Below are 18,356 nucleotides of genomic sequence, written 5' to 3' on the forward strand. Positions count from 1 at the left end.
TTCAACCCGATCACGCCTTGATGGCGTTGACATCCTTTCCCCAGGATTATGGGTATAGCCGCTGCGATGCCGTCGCCCGGCAGGGAAGAGGTTGCGTAAACCACATTCAGACCGATAAAGCAAGGTAAATCACGGTCGGCCCGATTGCATCCCGTATAAAAAAAACGGCCCCAATGCTTTCCGCGCGGGGCCGCTCATTTTTCTCAAAGCTTTGGCGGATGTCAGGCCGCGGCGGTCTCCGGCCGCGTCACATCAGCCTTCGTGACCGTCAGATAAGGCCCTTCCTGCAATAATTTGATCTGCAGGGAAAAATCAAAGTTGCCACGCTCCTCAGAGGAGGGCAATTTCAAAACGGCGCACCCATCTGTCCACCTTGCGGCGGGGTGCTCGACACCATGCCATCCCGGCGCATCATCGGTGAAATGATGTGTGACCTCCATGATGTGCTGCGGCCCGATCAGATGCACCGCCCCCACCAGCACCCCCAGCACACGCCGATCATCCACATAAGGACCAATCACATCACACGGACGGCTCGCACGGCTGGCAAGGCACACCGCATCCACATCCTTCGGCAGATTGAAAACATAGCCCCCCTCCCGATGCGAGACAGGCCACAGCGCCATACCATTGGGCAGAAGCAGGTGGAAATCCGCATCCATCGTCACGCCCGCCCCCGCACGTGCCGCCGCCGGCAATGCCACAAGCCGCTCACGGCATACATCAAGCCCGGCAAGGCGCGCACATACAGGCTCAACCTGCTCACGCGTCACAAAAAGCGGGGCCGCAAGCGCCGACACTGTCTTCGGACGCAGGCCCACAACGCCATGCCCCGCGCTGAAACGCGCCCGGTTGCCCGTATCCAGATATGTCTCCACAGCCAGGCCCGCCGCACTGACAATCGCGTGCTTCTCCGTCTCAAAATGATGAAAACGGTATGTTGGCAGCTCACGCTCATAGGCAATGCTGCCCCCATTGACGAGCATACGCACAGGGATCAGCCCGCCATCCACAAAAACGCAATGTTCCGACGTCACCAGAACATCCTCAAACGGCGCACCCGGGCCGAAAGCATCCTTGACGATGCGCACAGCGTAGCCCGCAAGGTCACCGGGGAGATCCGCCCGGCACGTCACGTCGCCCTCACCCACCCAGCGCACGGGTGCGGCCACTTCCGCGCCGTCCTCATAGGTGATGACAAGGTCGCCAGGCGCCAGTTCTTCAACCGGGCGCCAGCCTTGAGGCGTCTTGATCCGCGTGCCAGACAAAAAGCATGTCTCAATGTTCGTGCCGCCATGTCCGTCCGGATTTACCGTGAGATCCTGCCCATCCTTAAGGTTTTTCCCGGAAACATGATCAAATATGAGTTCTTGCAGCCCACTTGACCTGGCATTGGCGGATTTTGAGGCGGTTTCATAAAGTATATGGATTTTGCCCGCTTCATAATAAGCCCGCTTGACCGTCATACCTTCCTGTTTGAGGCCCTCGACATCGAGCTTAACCCCATCGCCGAAATTCTTGATCCCGACCCTGATATGCGTTTCCATCTGGGTGGGGTCGATCGCCTCTTCAAAGCCGATCGTGCAGCCTAGCTTGGCGGCTTCATCACTGATTTCAACCGTGGCGGTGCACAGGGAACCATTTTCAAGCTTCACAATTCCGGACGCAGCAACTTTGATCATGGGCGAGATATCCGCACCATCCATGATCATCAACGTCGTGCCTGCACCGACATTGATCACGTCCTTCGTCACGCCACCCGTCACCGTCCCGAATAGTTTGACGACGCCGTCACCTTTGAGATCAAGCGCACCGCTCACGGACATGTCGCCGCTAATGTCCAATTCCGCTTTCGACTGGCCAAAATCGATCGTACCGCCTTTCGAGGAGACCGAGATTTTGCTGCCGATACTGAAACTTCCATTCTGCTTCAGGACGATCGAACCACCATCAAAGTCGATCGACGCATCTGAAGATGCATCCGGCGTGGCGATCAGAGATGTGCCATCAAACGTCAGCGTGCCGGAGATTTTCGTCGTGCCGCCGGTCAGGTCAAGCGCTTTGACGGTCACCGCATCCGTGACGCTGATCGTGCCATCCGCCTGCGTCAACTTATCAATTGTGCCGCCGTTCAGCGTAACGGTGCCCGTATCACCCTTTAACAGGGTCAGGCTCGTCATATCTGTGCCGAAGGTGCTGTCAGCGGAGCTGTTGACCGTGACAGCCCCCAGCGTCCCTTTCTTCAGATCAACCTGGCCCGAGCCGGAGATCGCCAGCACGTCATGCGTGTACTTGATGGTATTGACGGTGACGGAACCGCCCGTGACGGTAAATTTGGTTGTCACCACCAGCCCGTCAAAAGTGAGTGTCCCGCCGGAAACATTGAGCGTATCGACGTTGATTGACTTGTTATCATCAATGACTGCGCCGCCAGAGACGGTTAGAGTCGTCACCGTCACATTGTCCGCTGTTAATTTCAGATTGCCGCCAGCGACCGATATGGTCGAAAGTGCGCTTCCACCCAGCGACGTCGTGCCGGAATTATCTTTGAGAAGCTCAAGCGATGTGAAAGACGCGCTGATGCTGCTATCGCCGGAGCTGGAGATCGTCACATCACCCAGACTACCGTTATAAAGCTGAACGACACCACTGCCCGTGACTTTCAGGGCGCCGTTACATGCAACGTGCGACGCAGAAAATTTTCCGCCACTTACAGCGGCATCGCCGGTGACTTTGACCCAGGAAGCATCGAACGAGCCGCCGGACTGTGAAATTGTCGCCAGCGTCAGCTGATTGCTTTCAGAAGTGCCGGAATTTGCGGTGAAAGTCCCGCCGGAGAGTGTCAGGGATGAAATGTTATCGCTGGCCCCGCAAGTGACCTTCCCGTCTTCCACGATAAGCGGGACGCTGAGCGTCACTGAGTCGGCGAGTTTCAAAATCCCCAGATTATTGGCGACATCAATACTGCCTGTATCATTATTGTCCGGCCTGGAGATCCTGGCATTCTGCGACAGATCAACTTCACCGGAGACATTATCGCCCCCACCGATGGAAATGACACCCGTCAGCGTAATCGAACCTGCGAGGGTGCCAAGGCCGCCGAAACGCGGCTGGTCATTCGTGCGGGTGGTGTTTCCAAAGGCGGTTTTAGAACTGCCGAGACCCTGATCATAATATGGGTTGTACCCGACGGTCAGATTCCCGATTGATGCCCCATCAGAAAATGAAATTGAAGAGGTTTTCCAGCTATTTGAGCTGCCATCCCAGTAATTGCCGGAGACGGCAACATGTCCATCACCGGAATAACCATATTTGCCCAGATCAATCGCCGCGGAGGCCACGATTTTCGCATCGCTGTCCAATATGAATTTCGCCGAGACTTCGACCGTATTGTAATCCCAGCCGATCACATAATTACCGGAGAGCGTGCTCTCAGCCTCGATCTTTAAACGGGCCTGCGAATTAAGAACAATAACGCCGGATTCACCCGTCTCAGCGCGTCCCCCCTCCATATAAACGGTTGAACCGTTGAGAATCTGCGCCCAGAGTTTATTTCCGCCTGAATTATCATTGAAATATTGGACGTCTGATTCTTTGACAGAGCGCCCGGCAGCCGAAGCTGACGTATCGGGCTTGCCGCCGGAGAAATGATAGATACCACTCTTATAAATGTAAAAGTCACCCTTCACGCAGAAAGCATGACTGATGGAAAGCGTGCCCGACGTGATCTGCACGTTAAGAAAGCCCGCGCCGTAGATAATCTGCCCGCTCAGCGTGACTGAATATTTATCAGAGACGTCGATTTTAATGATCGGGTTGTTTGATGTATTTCCCGACGCGACCAGGATAGGCACGGTCATATCCGTGCTCATCTGATTGAAGTAACTGACTTCAATATGCTTGACGATGGGCAGGAAATCGAAGTTGGTCGCTCTACTGTAAGATGTACCAAGGACGTCATTGACCTGGTTCCACGCCTGCTCCCTTGCGTAGGCATGCCAGCCAAACGTGCTCCAATACATTTTATTGACGCCGCCACTATCTCCTTTATGCTCGGAGTCAAGGCATTTTTGATCGATGCGACCACTCAGTTTGATCTTGAGAGAGTCCAGACCGAAATACCATTTACGCGCATCATCCCACGTCATTGTCCCGTCGGGAAGCACGCTCGCATTCAAAGCTTCATTATTGTACAGATTTTTCCCCAAGACATGTTCGAGGATAATCTCGTGCTCCTCGACTTTGCTCGTCGTCTGATTCGTCTCTTTATAGAAAACGTGGATTTTGCCGTCGAGATAATATGCTTTCTCGAAGGTCGCGCCATTTTCGTGCAGCGCATCAAAATCCAGTTGCACACCATCCTTGAAATTTTCGATTGTGACATTGATGTGTTCGACCAGACCCGTCGTACCACCATCTGCAAAGTGAAGGACACCGCCCTTTTGCGCCGCATCGTCACTACAGACGATTGTCGCCGATGCGCTGGCCGTGTCTTCAAACGAGATGCGGCTGCCAGCTTCCATAAGGATCTTCGGCTTGATGACCGCATCCTTCATGATCATCAAAGTCGTGCCGGCATGGACGTTGATGACATCCGCATCATCGGACCCAGTGACATTGCCATATAAGCTGACGACACCGCTGCCCTCAATATCAAGTGCGCCTTTGACATCGAAGCCCTTCTTGATGTTGAGCTCGGCAAGTGACCCGCCCAGATCAATCCTGCCCCCGTTCTTGGACACGTTGAACGCGCCATTCATGTCATATGTGCCGGCGTGATTGAAGGTCAGCGTGCCGCCATCCAACGTGACGTTTGCGTCCTTGCCGATCGTCACGGTGGAATCGCTCAGGACAAGCGTGCCGGAAATCGACGTTGTGCCGCCGGAGATATCAAGCGTCTTGACCGTGACCGTTCTGGTCACATCCAGAATGCCATCCTGCTGGGTCACCGTTTCGATCGTTCCGCCAGTCAGCGTGACTGTGCCCTCATCTCCGGTTTGCAGGGTAAGGCTGGTGATATTTGCGCCGAGCGTGCTGTCGGCGGAGCTGTTGACCGTCACCGTTTTAAGAACGCCGTTCGACAGATTAATCGCGCCGGAACCCGTAATCGCCAGCGTGTCCGCCGTGTATTCGATTTCATCAGCCGTGACGATGCCACCGCTGACGCTGAAGCTTTGTCCGACTTTCAGGATGGCGCATTTAACATCCCCGTTTGTAACGGCGAGATTATTAACGGTTACATTATGGTCACTGGTCACATGACCGCCTGAAATCGACAGAGATGTAACGGCGACATTCTGCGCCGAGAATTTCAGCGTCCCGCCCGCGACGGTGAGGCCTGGGAGGTCTGCCCCGGTAAGGGTTGTTGTGCCGGTGTTACCGGAAGCAAGTTGCAGCGAGGTGAAGCTGGCTCCAATGGTGCTGTTGCCGCTGCTGTTAATGGTGACGTCAGCCAGCGTGCCACCTGAAAGCTTGACGGCACCACTGCCCGACACATTCAGCGCGCTGTCGCATTTCATGGATGTCGCCGATAATGTCCCGCCACTGACGGCGGTTTCACCCTTGAAATACGCGTATGCGGCATTGAGCAGCCCACCCGTCAAAGTGAGTTTGTCCACGGTGAGGATATTGTCTTCGGCGGCGCTCGGGGTTCCGTCAAATGTGCCGCCGGAGATGGTCAGGGAGCCGAAACTGTCATTTTTACCGCAGGTGAAGTGCCCCCCGAGCATGTTCACGTCGCTGAAATAATCGCTGTCGCCACATGTAACCGTCCCGTCATCCATTTTAAGCGGGACGTTCATCTTGGCCGAGTCTTCAAGCTTCAGAACGCCGAGACTATTGACGATTTCAACGCTACCTTTTTCATTTCCATCGGGCCTTGCGAGCGTCGCGTCTTTTGCCAGATCAACCTCACCGGTTGAATCGTCGCCGCCACCAATAAAAAAGTTACCACTGAGCTTGATGGTCCCGGAAAGCGCCGCCGTGGCACCGTAACGTGCATGAAGGTTTTTGAGAGAAGCATCACCCAAAACCGTCTGCGCGCTGCCGATACCCTGGTCAAAAAAGGGATTATAACCAATCGTCAGATTGCCAATGGTGGCGCCGTCTGAGAAATCGACGGCAGATGTCTGCCATGATGAGCCATTCCAGAAATCGCCGGTGATGACCAGATTTCCATCGCCCGAGAAGCCGAATTTTCCGAGGTCAACATTTGTGGAGGCCACGACCCTGGCGCCGCTTGTCAGGACGAACCTGGCATTGGCCTCAACCGTGTTATTATCCCAACCAATAACGTAATTGCCGGACATGACGCTCTCAACGTCGATCTTGAGACGCGCATTGGCATTAAGCACGATGACGCCCGTATCGCTCGTGGTGGCTGAACCGCCCTCGAGATAAACGGTGGACCCATTCAGCACCTGCGCCCACAGCTTATGCCCGTCCGCATTGCCATTGTCGTAATGGACGTCAGCTTCCTTGACGCTGCGTCCCGCGGCTGAAGCCGTCGTGTCAGGTTCCTGCCCTTTGAAGCTGTAGGAACCTTTTGGCTGAATGTAGAAATCGCCCGTGATGACAAAGGCACGGTCAATCGTCAGCGTGCCGGACGTGATATAGACGTTGAGGAAGCCGCTTCCGAAAATGATCTGGCCGCTCAGTTCAACCGTGCCTTTATCGCCGGTGAGAATATCGACTTCAGGATCATCCGTGCCAGCCTCGTTCGCGATCAGAACCGGCACGGATAGTAAAGTGTCGCTTTTGAACTCAGCTTTGGTGTCAACGATGGCGGGCATGAAAGTTAAGTTGGTGTCGCTCGGGACAGACGTGCCCAGCGCCTTGTTGATCCACTTCCAAGCCTGCGCTTTCGCCGAAAATGTAAATCCGAAGATCGTCCAGGTTTTCTTGTTGATGCCTTCCTTGGAATCGAGGCAGGTCTGATCGACATTGCCACTAAGACCAACCTTCAGCACACCCGTGTTAAAATACCACCCGGCAACGCCGTCCCACATTATTTTACCAGCGGGAAGCGCATTGGCATCAGGCACCGCCGGAGACAGGTTAACCGCACTGACCCGACGCGACGCCATCAGCGCATCATCGACTTCCTTGACGTGGTCCGGCTTTGAATCGTGATCTTCCACGAATTTATCATCGGCGCGTGTTGTCTCATCTCCTGATGACGCGGCCACGTTGATCGGCGCTGTGCTCGGGGTATTTTGCGGCATTGATGCGCCGCCATCCTCGGATCGGTCCGTTGAAGAAAGCGCGCTGTCAGAGGCAGTCTTATCCGGCGTGCGGCCAGGCGGGAGCGCTGACGCGTTCTGATCGCGCTTTTCAACCGTCTTTTTGGACTTCCCTGTATCTTTCTGCGCCACTTCAAGATCCTTCAGAACCAAAGCGCCGCCTTTTGTGGATGTAGATTTTCAGAGCAACTTTACTGTCATCTGAAATAGCGGGAACGAAGCGACTGTGCCGCAATCGCCCGCTCCACATTAGCGCCGCATCACCGATATTCTGCGTTATTCTACTATCCCGTTAAGTCAAAGTGAGAGACAAATTATTTAAAATAAGGTTTACACGCTTGATCTGCCAATAAACCCGCAATTCATGATCTCCTATATGCGAGGTCATTAACATTTTTCTTATTGAACTCTGTTTTATCTTCTCTCGTTTTACTTGGGATGACTTTCGCCTCTCCACGCAGGAAAACGCTCCTTGCCAGATGAACTGACAGTGTCACCCGCCGCAGCCATGGTGATCGCATTCTGACGGCAGGTGGCGCAGCAGGTGCGCCTGACAGTCCAGCTTTGGCTGCGGCTGTTGAGATCACCCGGTGATGCCTGATCTTCATTTCATCAGAACCTGTCCGAACAATGTTTGCCTCCGCGCAGGACGGGGCCTTCGTAACGGCGACGCGTGATCATAATTTTCACCGGAAACGCGGCGTCGCTGGCTGACGAGGCCCTGCGCGCAGCGGCACATCGTTAACAAAGCTTGAAGCCGTTAAACCTTTTAAAGTTTCATTAAATTTGAGGGTTTTCAACGCACCATGAAGGGTTCAACGGCCCGGGATGTAGGCGAAACCGGCGTTCGATGTTCTACGAGTCTGATCACATTTGGGGCGCTCATGCCCTGCCGCCCATTACGGCGACTTGAGCAGTGCGCGACAGCACGGCTCCCAGGTTCAAAAAAGGCAAAAAAAAGCGCGACTCCCATGAACGGGAAGTCGCGCTTTCTGGCAGATCATGCGGTCAGTTATCTTCGAGGAAGGACCTTAACTTCCGGCTGCGGCTGGGATGTTTCAATTTCCGCAGCGCTTTGGCCTCAATCTGACGGATACGCTCACGTGTCACGTTAAATTGCTGGCCCACTTCCTCAAGCGTGTGGTCGGTATTCATCCCGATGCCGAAGCGCATACGCAGGACACGCTCCTCACGCGGCGTCAATGACGCGAGCACGCGCGTGGTCGCCTCGCGCAAGTTGGTCTGGATGGCTGCGTCCAAAGGTATGACCGCTGTCTTATCCTCGATGAAATCACCGAGATGGCTGTCCTCTTCATCACCAATCGGCGTTTCGAGTGAAATCGGCTCTTTCGCAATTTTGAGGACTTTCCGCACCTTCTCAAGCGGCATACCCAGTTTTTCAGCAAGTTCCTCCGGGGCCGGCTCACGCCCGATTTCATGCAGCATCTGGCGTGATGTGCGGACAAGCTTGTTAATCGTCTCAATCATATGGACCGGGATACGGATCGTCCGCGCCTGGTCCGCGATCGAACGCGTAATGGCCTGACGGATCCACCAGGTCGCGTAGGTGGAAAATTTATAGCCGCGGCGATATTCAAATTTATCGACGGCCTTCATCAGGCCGATATTGCCCTCCTGAATAAGATCCAGGAATTGCAGCCCGCGATTGGTGTATTTCTTCGCAATCGAAATGACGAGACGCAGGTTGGCCTCAATCATCTCCTTCTTGGCCCGTGTCGTATCGCGCTCCCCACGTGAGACCACGGCATAAACCCGGCGGAACTCACTGACAGGCAGGCCGGTATGATGCGACAGCTCCGCCACCTGCGCACGCAGCTCGGCAATCCGGGCATAGTGACGGGTGGTCAGGTTCTTCCAGGCTTTGGAGGAAAGGGCGGAGACAGTGTCAAGCCAGTTCGGATCAAGCTCGCGTCCGCGATATTTGGCAAGGAAATCATCCCGCGTCACGCGGCAGCTTTCCGCGAGGCGCAGCATCTGCCCTTCCAGACTGTTGAGGCGCTGGAATTGCGACTTCAGATGCGTGACCAGTTCCTCGATACCATTATTATGGAGTCTGACCTGCTCAACCATTGAAACGAGCCTGTGGCGGACATCCTCATATTCTTTTTCCTGCTTCGTGGATATGGCCTCGCCACGGGTCATATTCTCAATGCGGTCAACCTGAAGGCTGCGCAAATGATGGTATAGCGGCTCAATCGCCTCAAATGTCGCCAGGATTTCCGGCTTCAGTTTTTCCTCAAGGGCGGAAAGGGACAGGCCAGCGCCATCACCCTCGCCGGTTTCCTCACCGCCACCATTTTCATCGAGGGACTCTTCCGCGTCATCCTCATCGTCACTGGTGCTTTCTTTATCGTCCGCGCCAGCTTCCTCCGTCGGTCCATCATCTGTCTGGCTTGCTTCCAGATCGACAATTTCACGCAAAAGCATCTCACCTGCTTTGAGGCGCTCATGCCACGAGATGATGGCGCGGAACGTCAGGGGGCTTTCACACAGCCCGCCAATCATTTCATCCCGACCCGCCTCAATGCGTTTGGCAATGGCGATCTCCCCCTCGCGGGAGAGAAGCTCCACCGCCCCCATTTCACGCAGGTACATTCGCACCGGGTCATCCGTGCGACCCGCACTTTCACTGACATTACCTGTCTGCGCTTCTTCAGCTTCCTCAGACTCGTCCTGCTCTTCAACCTGGGTTTCGGCTTCCTCGGAATCGTCGCTTTCTTCATTATCGACGACCTGAATGCCCATTTCCGACAGGTTGGCCATGACGTCCTCAATCTGCTCGGACGACATCTGCTCTTGCGGGAGGACGGTATTGAGTTCATCAAACGTGATGTGTCCACGCTCGCGCCCTTTGGCGATCAGCCTCTTGACAGACGCAGGCAGAGTATCAAGAACGTTATTATCGTTGTCCTGATCCTGAACTCTCTCGGCCGTGCTGGCTGTTTTCGTCGCCATTCGATACTCCCATATCCCGCCTTCGCCATCAAATATGCGGTCCCCAAACCCTCGGAAAGCACTACGCCCACCGCACAGCGCAACGCGGCACGTGCGGCAGGTTCAGAGTTTTCTCCGTGATATGCGATTCACCCGCAACCTTGGCAGCGTGCAGGTGGGCTATCCGAGCCTTGAAGTCAAGGGCTACGAGGAATGTTCCGCATTATAAGTTTAAATTATGCATCGCGGAACCTCTTTGATGATCAAAGAGAGTTGGTTTGACATTCCTCGTCAGATGTCGTCCGGTGGTTCCCCCGCCTTCAGCCGTTCAAGCACGGTAAGCCGGGCCTTCAGGGCGTCGGGAAAAGTTTTCAGAGTGGCGTCGCTCAAGGCCGCCGCGACGTCCTTCCGCACCTCCTGACTGAAAGCGGGAAAATTGACCAGGCCGTAAAAATGCCACCAGCGCTCCGGTGCGTTGATGACAAGCAGGGAGTCATCATTATCCCGGCGTGAACGGGCGCGGGCATCATATTTGTCTAATAAAGCACGGCCAAACTGAGCACATCGGGCCATGGCCTCTTGCGCTTCACCCTCAGACTCAAACCAAGCAATCGGGGAGGTCGATGTTTCTCCCGATAAATGACGCCGCTCTGCATGAAATTCGAGGAGCCCCTCCCTCAGCAGGGCAAGGTCAGGCGGCAAATCCAGAGTGCTATAGGCTTGCTCGACATCGTCCAGCAAAGCGGGGTGTCGGAGGAGGATTTCCGTCAAAATATCGAGGCGCGCCGCATTCCCTTGCTGCACCACGGAATTAACCGGCAGATCAATGGTCCTGGAAGCGAGGTTTTTTGTCCGGGCGCGCCCCGGGGACGGCGCGGATCGGAAACTCTCGAAAACCTTATCGCGCCATGACCGGCGATATTCGTAACCCAGCGTCTTGTCGGAAATCTTCTCCGCCGCGGCATCAAGGCGCTGCCGCAAAGCGGCCCGTTGCTCCGGCACCCGGCCGTCACATCCTTGCCGCAATAACATGAAAATCTCATCATGCAGGGAGTGAGACCGGGCGAGCACGTCCTTCATCGCATTCGGCCCGTGATTTTTGATCAGGCTGTCAGGATCCTCCCCCTGCGGCAATCGGCAAAAACGCAGCGTCCTGTCGGCGCGCAGCATCGGAAGGGCGAGTTCAGCAACACGCAGGGAGGCCCGGCTGCCCGCCGCATCGCCATCCAGGCAGATGATGGGCGATGATGATTCCCGCCACATCAGATCGATCTGCTCGGCGGTCACGGCGGTGCCCAGCGGCGCGACGCCCGCCGTGAAACCAGCCTGGGACAGGGCGATCACATCCATATAACCTTCGACGACCAGAAGGTCCTTCTTGTCCTTCAGGACCGCCTGACGCGCATTATGAAGATTATATAAAGTGCGTTTTTTAGAGAAAAGTGGCGTTTCCGTCCCATTCACATATTTCGGCTGCGCCTGCCCCATCGCGCGACCGCCAAATGAGATCACCGCGCCGCGCCGGTCATGAATCGGGAAAATGATGCGGGAAAAAAATGCCGCCCCCCCCTTCTCGGTTCTTAAAAGCCCGGCTTTGAAAATATCCCTCTCATTATGGCCCGATTTTTTGAGATGACTGACGAGCGCGCCATGATCCGCATCCGCCCAGCCCAACCCGAAATGATCAATCGTGGCCTGCGTCAAACCGCGCTCCCGCAAGTAGGCACGCGCATGACGGGCCGCGTTGCCGGTCAAGGCCTTCCGGTAAAATTGTGCGGCCTCGGACAGAATATCCCGTAAGCGGGTGGACTCCTCTGACCTTTCAACCGCACCCGCATCCGGTTTCGGCATGTCGAGCCCGGCCTCCGCCGCCAGGGCCGCAACCGCTTCGGGGAAGGAAAGCCCCTCACTCTGCATGACGAAACTGAAGATATCGCCATGCACACCGCAGCCATAGCAATGGAAGTGATCATCATAAATATGGAAGGAGGGCGTCTTTTCCCCATGGAAAGGGCAGCACGCCTTCCATTGATTGCCGGAGCGCTCCAGTTTCGTGCGGCGCCCGATGACGCTGCGCAAAGGGATGGCGTCCCTGATGTCATCAAGAAATTTAGGCTCAAAAACGAGCGCCATTATGCCTCAGAGCCTGACATGAATTTTCCCCCGCAACGTCACGCCGTGCATACCCTCCTGCATGGTAACGCGGCATCACACTGACTCGATTTGCCTGAAGGCGTAACGCGCTCACCCCAGCTTCGCCTTTACCAATACGCTCATTTTCCCCATATCGAGTTGCGCACCGTGTTGCGCCCGCAACCAGCTCATGACGTTTTTAAGGTCTTTGACCGAATGCGCGCCCGTCTCGGACAGCGCTTTCTGCACGATGATCTCCAGATCCGCATCACTCAGCGGCGGCGGCAGGTAATGCTCGATCGTCGCAATTTCAGCCTCTTCCTTCTCGGCCAGTTCGGGCCGGTCACCTTGACGATAAAGCGCGGCGGATTCACGCCGGGATTTAATCATGGAACGCAGCGCCGACAGCATCGTCCCCTCATCCAATGCTGCATCTTTCGCCCGTAATTCAATATCGAGATCCTTGAACCTGCTGGTGATGGCGCGAAGCTGCGCAACCCGCGTCATATCCCGCGCCTTCATGGCGGTTTTGAGGTCCTCGTTAATCCGGTCTCTTAGCGACATATTTCGGCCTCCCATCATGCCGTTTTCCATGAAATCCAATGAAGGCTTATCCCAGAAGCATCGTCGAGGGAATAAATTTCCCACCTCTTTCGCAGCCGACACCGAGTGGGAAAAAACTTCCCAAACACATTTTACCCAATTATATAAGTCGGTGCAGATGTAGATGTAAAAAGGGAATGCGCCATGGATGTCGACCTCCTGATTAAAAAACTTGGCGGGGCAGATCAATTGGCTGAGCTGACAAATGTCGGGCCGGAGGCTGTGCGCAAATGGCGTCAATCCCGCGCCATTCCGGCCAAGCATTGGCCTGCGCTTTTACAACTTCCCGGCATTTCCATGGAAGACCTCACTGATACCGGGCCCGCAGCGTCCTGCGATGATACAGGCCGCCCCCATGGCGCGACGGCTGTGCTTCTCCTCGCCGATGGCACGATCCTGTGGGGTCGGGGCTTCGGTGCCCATACGACGCAGGCAGCCATCGGGGAAATCTGCTTCTGCACCGGCATGTCCGGCTATCAGGAGACTTTGACGGACCCATCCTATGCAGGCCAACTCGTCACCTTTACCTTTCCGCATATTGGTAATGTCGGGACAAATGCGGAGGATGATGAGGCACGGCGCGTTGCCGCGCGCGGAGTCATCGTCAAACAGGACATTACCAGCCCGGCCAATTGGCGCGCAACCGCCCCCCTTGCTGAATGGATGCAGGCCCAGGGTCTGACCGGGCTATCCGGGGTTGATACGCGCTTCATCACGCATCTTCTGCGTGAAAAAGGCCCCCAATCCGCCGGTATCTTCTACCCGCAGGACGGTGTGTTCCCCATAGAGACTCTCCTGGCGGAAGTGCGTTCCTGGCCGGGGCTTGAGGGGATGGATCTCGCCAAAGCGGTGACCTGCGCGCAGGCCCATAAATGGACGGAACCCGTCTGGGGCGGGACGCCGCCTTCCGGCCCGCTCAAAAGGGTCGTTGCGATTGATTACGGTGCCAAGCTGAATATTCTGCGCTGCCTCGTCTCGGCAGGCTGTGAGGTCACGGTTGTGCCCGCGACCAGCTCAGCTGAAGAGATCATGATGTATAATCCGGAGGGTATTTTTCTCTCCAATGGTCCGGGGGACCCGGCTGCAACGGGGACGTACGCCGTGCCCGTCATCAAGGCGCTCCTGAAATCAGCCGTGCCGATCTTCGGGATCTGCCTGGGGCATCAGCTTCTGGCCCAGGCCCTCGGTGCGCGGACTTATAAGCTGGAGCAGGGCCATCGCGGCGCCAACCAGCCTGTCAAGGAGCTGGCAACAGGCAAAGTCGAAATCACGAGCCAGAATCACGGTTTCGCGGTTGATGAGCAGAGCCTGCCGGAAGATGTCATCGTGACGCATACGAGCCTCTTTGACGGCTCGAATGAGGGGATTGAAAGCCGGACCTACCCTGCTTTCTCCGTCCAATATCACCCTGAGGCCAGCCCCGGCCCGTCCGATAGTTTTTACCTCTTTGAACGCTTTGTTGCGCTGATGAATAAAAAGGCCGCCTGAATATGCCGAAAAGAACCGATATCGCGTCCATCCTCATCATCGGTGCCGGCCCTATCGTGATCGGGCAGGCCTGTGAGTTCGATTATTCCGGCACGCAGGCCTGCAAGGCGCTGCGTGAGGAGGGTTATCGCGTCATTCTGATCAACTCCAACCCGGCGACGATCATGACCGATCCGGGCCTCGCCGACGCGACCTATGTGGAGCCGATCACGCCGGAATTTGTCGAGCGCATCATCCTGAAGGAAAAACCCGACGCGCTTCTGCCAACCATGGGTGGGCAAACGGCGCTGAATGTCGCCATGGCCCTCGACCGGTCGGGTTTTCTGAAGAAACACGGCGTCGCTTTGATCGGCGCGGATGCGGATGTCATTGACCGCGCGGAAGACCGCCAGAAGTTCCGTGAGGCCATGAATGAAATCGGCGTGGAAAGCCCGCGCAGCGCCATCGCGCACACGCTGGAGGAAGCACGCACGGCGCTGGATATTGTCGGCCTGCCCGCCATCATCCGCCCCTCTTTCACTATGGGCGGCGCAGGCGGCGGGATTGCCTATAATCGTGAGGAATTTGACCATATCGTGACGGGCGGGCTGGATGCCTCCCCCACGACGGAAGTCCTGATTGAAGAATCTGTCCTTGGCTGGAAGGAATTTGAGATGGAGGTGGTCCGCGATAAAGCGGATAACTGCATCATCGTCTGTTCCATTGAGAATATCGACCCGATGGGCGTCCATACAGGTGACTCCATCACTGTCGCCCCCGCTTTGACGCTGACGGATAAGGAATTCCAGCGTATGCGGGATGCCTCAATCGCCTGTCTGCGCAAGATCGGCGTGGAAACGGGCGGGTCCAACGTGCAATTCGGCGTCAACCCGGTGGATGGACGCATGGTTGTCATTGAGATGAATCCACGCGTCTCGCGCTCCTCCGCTCTTGCCTCTAAAGCGACAGGTTTCCCGATTGCGAAAATCGCCGCCAAGCTCGCGATCGGTTATACGCTTGATGAATTGCGCAATGACATTACCGGCACGACCCCGGCGAGTTTTGAGCCGACGATTGATTACGTAGTTGTTAAAATCCCGCGTTTCACTTTTGAGAAATTTCCCGGCGCCCCGGCTCTGCTTTCCACCTCCATGAAGTCGGTGGGGGAGGCCATGTCGGTTGGGCGCTGCTTTACCGAGGCTCTGCAGAAAGGTCTGCGGTCGATGGAAACCGGGCTGACCGGTCTTGACCCGATTGAGCCGCCCGGTGATGGCTCCCACGATGCCTACCGCGCGGCCCTTTCCGAGCCGCGTCCGGAACGCATCCTTATGGCCGCGCAGGCTTTGCGTGCGGGCCTGTCCATCAGCGACATCCATCATGCCTGCCGGTTTGAGCCGTGGTTTCTGGAGCAATTGCAGACCATTATCGAGGCCGAGCAGCATATTCGTGAGAATGGCCTGCCCCGTTCCCCCCTTGCCCTGCGTCAAATCAAAGCGATGGGTTTTTCGGATCGGCAGCTTGCGCAGCTCAGCGATATGACGCCCCAGGCCATTGCCGATCTTCGGGCGCGGCTGGGTGTGCAACCCGCTTATCGCCGTATCGACACATGCGCGGGGGAGTTCGCCTCCTCCACCCCCTATCTTTACAGCAGTTATGAGGGCGGGTTCGGCACGCCAATCTGTGAAAGCGCGCCGACCGAAAGCCGGAAAATCGTCATATTGGGCGGCGGGCCAAACCGGATCGGCCAAGGCATTGAATTTGATTATTGCTGTGTCCATGCGGCCTATGCTTTGCGTGAGGCCGGGTTCGAGACCATCATGGTCAATTGTAACCCGGAGACGGTTTCCACCGATTATGACACGTCAGATCGCCTTTATTTTGAGCCCCTGACCGATGAGGACGTCATCGCCCTGATCCGCCGTGAGCAGGAAAAGGGCGAGGTTCTGGGCTGTATCGTGCAGTATGGTGGTCAGACTCCGCTTAAACTCTCCGCCGCGTTGGAGAAAGCGGGCATTCCCCTCCTCGGCACCCCGGCCGATGCTATTGACCGCGCGGAAGATCGTGAGCGCTTTCAGGCGCTTCTGCGCAAACTGGGCCTGCGCCAGCCGGAGAACGGCATTGCCCGCAACCCGGGCGAGGCTGAAGCTATTGCTGAGAAGGTCGGTTATCCCGTTGTTGTGCGGCCCTCCTATGTTTTGGGCGGGCGCGCCATGGAAATCGTGCATGATCCGAATGGCCTGCAACGTTACCTCCTCAGCACCTTGATGCTTGCGGGCCGTGAAGTTTCGTCCGGGCCCATCCTGCTGGATCATTACCTCAATGACGCGATTGAGGCGGATGTGGACTGCATCTCGGACGGTCATGACGTCTATGTTGCTGGGGTGATGGAACATATTGAGGAAGCAGGGATCCACTCAGGTGACTCAGCCTGTTCAATCCCCCCTTATACCCTGCCCCCCTCCATCGTGACGGAATTGCGCAGCCAGACGGAAGCCATGGCCCGTGAGCTGGGCATCGTCGGTCTGATGAATGTGCAATATGCCATCAAGGATAATGAGGTCTTTGTTCTGGAGGTGAATCCCCGCGCCTCCCGGACGGCCCCCTTTGTCGCTAAAGCGACAGGTGTGCCGATTGCGAAAATCGGTGCGCTGGTCATGGCAGGCCGAAAGCTTTCCGAATTTAAGCTGGATGGTGACGCCATCGCACCGCATGTGGCGGTTAAAGAGGCTGTGTTCCCCTTCCATCGTTTTGCCGATACGGACACGATCCTCGGGCCGGAAATGCGCTCAACCGGTGAAGTTATCGGGCTGGATAGCAGCTTCGAACGCGCCTTCGCCAAAGCCCAGCTTGCGGCGGGGGTTGTCCTCCCGCAGGAGGGCACCGTGTTTCTTTCCGTCCGGGATGGTCACAAGCCTCAAATTCAGGCTTTGGGCCGCAAATTGATCGATATGGGGTTCCAGATCATGGCGACGCGCGGCACAGCGGATCGGCTTGAGGAGTCCGGTATCTCCGTCAGGCGCGTTAATAAGGTGCTGGAGGGCCGCCCCCATTGCGTCGACGCGATTCGCTCCGGTGAGGTCCAGATGGTGATCAACACGGTGACCGGTGCGCAGGCTGTGCGGGATAGCTTTGATATTCGCCGCTCTTCCCTGCTGGGCGGCGTGCCGCATTTTACCACGCTCGCCGGGGCGCGCGCCGCGATTTACGCCATCTCCGCCATGCGCGATGGCGCGCTGGAGGTGTCGCCTCTGCAATCTTATTTCAGGCGGTCATTTTGAATGAAATCTGGTGGGATGTCGCCGTTCAGGGCTGGGTCTGCAAGGCCCGGCCCGCTTCATCCGGCCATCCCCGCCCGTCCCCTATCTCTGGCGGCATGATTGCAGAGGTGATAAAAGGGGTTTAAACTTTGCGTTTTTAGACGAGGCGCACGCACGGCATCTTGTGCGCAGGAAAGACTTGGGGAAACAACGTGCAGAAAATTCCGATGACGGCCGGCGGGCTGACACGTCTTGAAGATGAGCTTCGCCGCCTTAAAAGTGAAGATCGACCCGCCGTCATCCGTGCGATTGCTGAAGCACGCTCGCATGGTGACCTTTCCGAAAACGCGGAATATCACGCTGCACGGGAACGTCAATCTTTCATCGAAGGCCGTATCCTGGAACTTGAGGACCTCATTTCCTCCGCGGAGGTTATTGACCCGGCCTCCCTCTCCGGCGACACCGTGAAATTCGGTGCGCATGTCCAGCTTGTCGATGAAGAGACCGAAAAAGAAAGCCTCTATCAGATCGTCGGCGCGCATGAGGCGGATATCAAGCAGGCGCGCATTTCAATTTCCTCTCCGCTTGCCAAGGCTCTGATTGGCAAATCCGTCGGTGACAGCGTCAGCGTCCCCGCACCGGGTGGTGACCGCACTTATGAGGTTCTTTCCGTCACCTATAAATAAGACGATCCGCTTGC

At 56.3% G+C, this 18,356-nt stretch carries 7 protein-coding genes; 3 read left to right on the forward strand and 4 right to left on the reverse strand.

Annotation, left to right across the window (positions count from 1 at the left end; genetic code table 11):
- Positions 1-221 precede the first annotated feature (221 nt).
- From N5W20_RS05700 to N5W20_RS05715, 4 genes are all read right to left on the reverse strand, one after another.
- Positions 222-7,394, reverse strand: a complete 7,173-nt coding sequence (locus N5W20_RS05700; RefSeq protein WP_319806207.1) for a Hint domain-containing protein — start codon at positions 7,392-7,394, stop codon at positions 222-224.
- Between the two features lie 855 nt (positions 7,395-8,249).
- A complete protein-coding gene (gene rpoD / locus N5W20_RS05705) occupies positions 8,250-10,217 on the reverse strand; it encodes an RNA polymerase sigma factor RpoD (RefSeq protein WP_319806208.1) in 1,968 nt (655 codons plus the stop codon).
- 270 nt (positions 10,218-10,487) lie between these two features.
- The gene (gene dnaG, locus N5W20_RS05710; RefSeq protein WP_319806209.1) at positions 10,488-12,329 is read right to left on the reverse strand and encodes a DNA primase; all 1,842 of its coding nucleotides are present in this window, start codon (positions 12,327-12,329) and stop codon (positions 10,488-10,490) included.
- Positions 12,330-12,440: 111 nt separating this feature from the next.
- Positions 12,441-12,893, reverse strand: a complete 453-nt coding sequence (locus N5W20_RS05715; protein WP_319806210.1) for a GatB/YqeY domain-containing protein — start codon at positions 12,891-12,893, stop codon at positions 12,441-12,443.
- Between the two features lie 183 nt (positions 12,894-13,076).
- On the opposite strand from N5W20_RS05715, the gene carA reads away from it, so the two are divergent.
- The 3 genes from carA to greA all read left to right on the forward strand — a co-directional run bounded on the left by carA (position 13,077) and on the right by greA (position 18,342).
- Entirely contained in the window at positions 13,077-14,420 is a 1,344-nt protein-coding gene (gene carA / locus N5W20_RS05720) for a glutamine-hydrolyzing carbamoyl-phosphate synthase small subunit (RefSeq protein WP_319806211.1), read from the forward strand.
- Positions 14,421-14,422: 2 nt separating this feature from the next.
- A complete protein-coding gene (gene carB, locus N5W20_RS05725; protein WP_319806212.1) occupies positions 14,423-17,677 on the forward strand; it encodes a carbamoyl-phosphate synthase large subunit in 3,255 nt (1,084 codons plus the stop codon).
- Positions 17,678-17,868: 191 nt separating this feature from the next.
- Positions 17,869-18,342, forward strand: coding sequence for a transcription elongation factor GreA (greA, locus tag N5W20_RS05730; protein ID WP_319806213.1), 474 nt, complete (start codon positions 17,869-17,871; stop codon positions 18,340-18,342).
- Positions 18,343-18,356: the final 14 nt, after the last annotated feature.

It is taken from the genome of Candidatus Kirkpatrickella diaphorinae (genome assembly GCF_025736875.1).
Classification (GTDB): domain Bacteria; phylum Pseudomonadota; class Alphaproteobacteria; order Acetobacterales; family Acetobacteraceae; genus Sorlinia; species Sorlinia diaphorinae.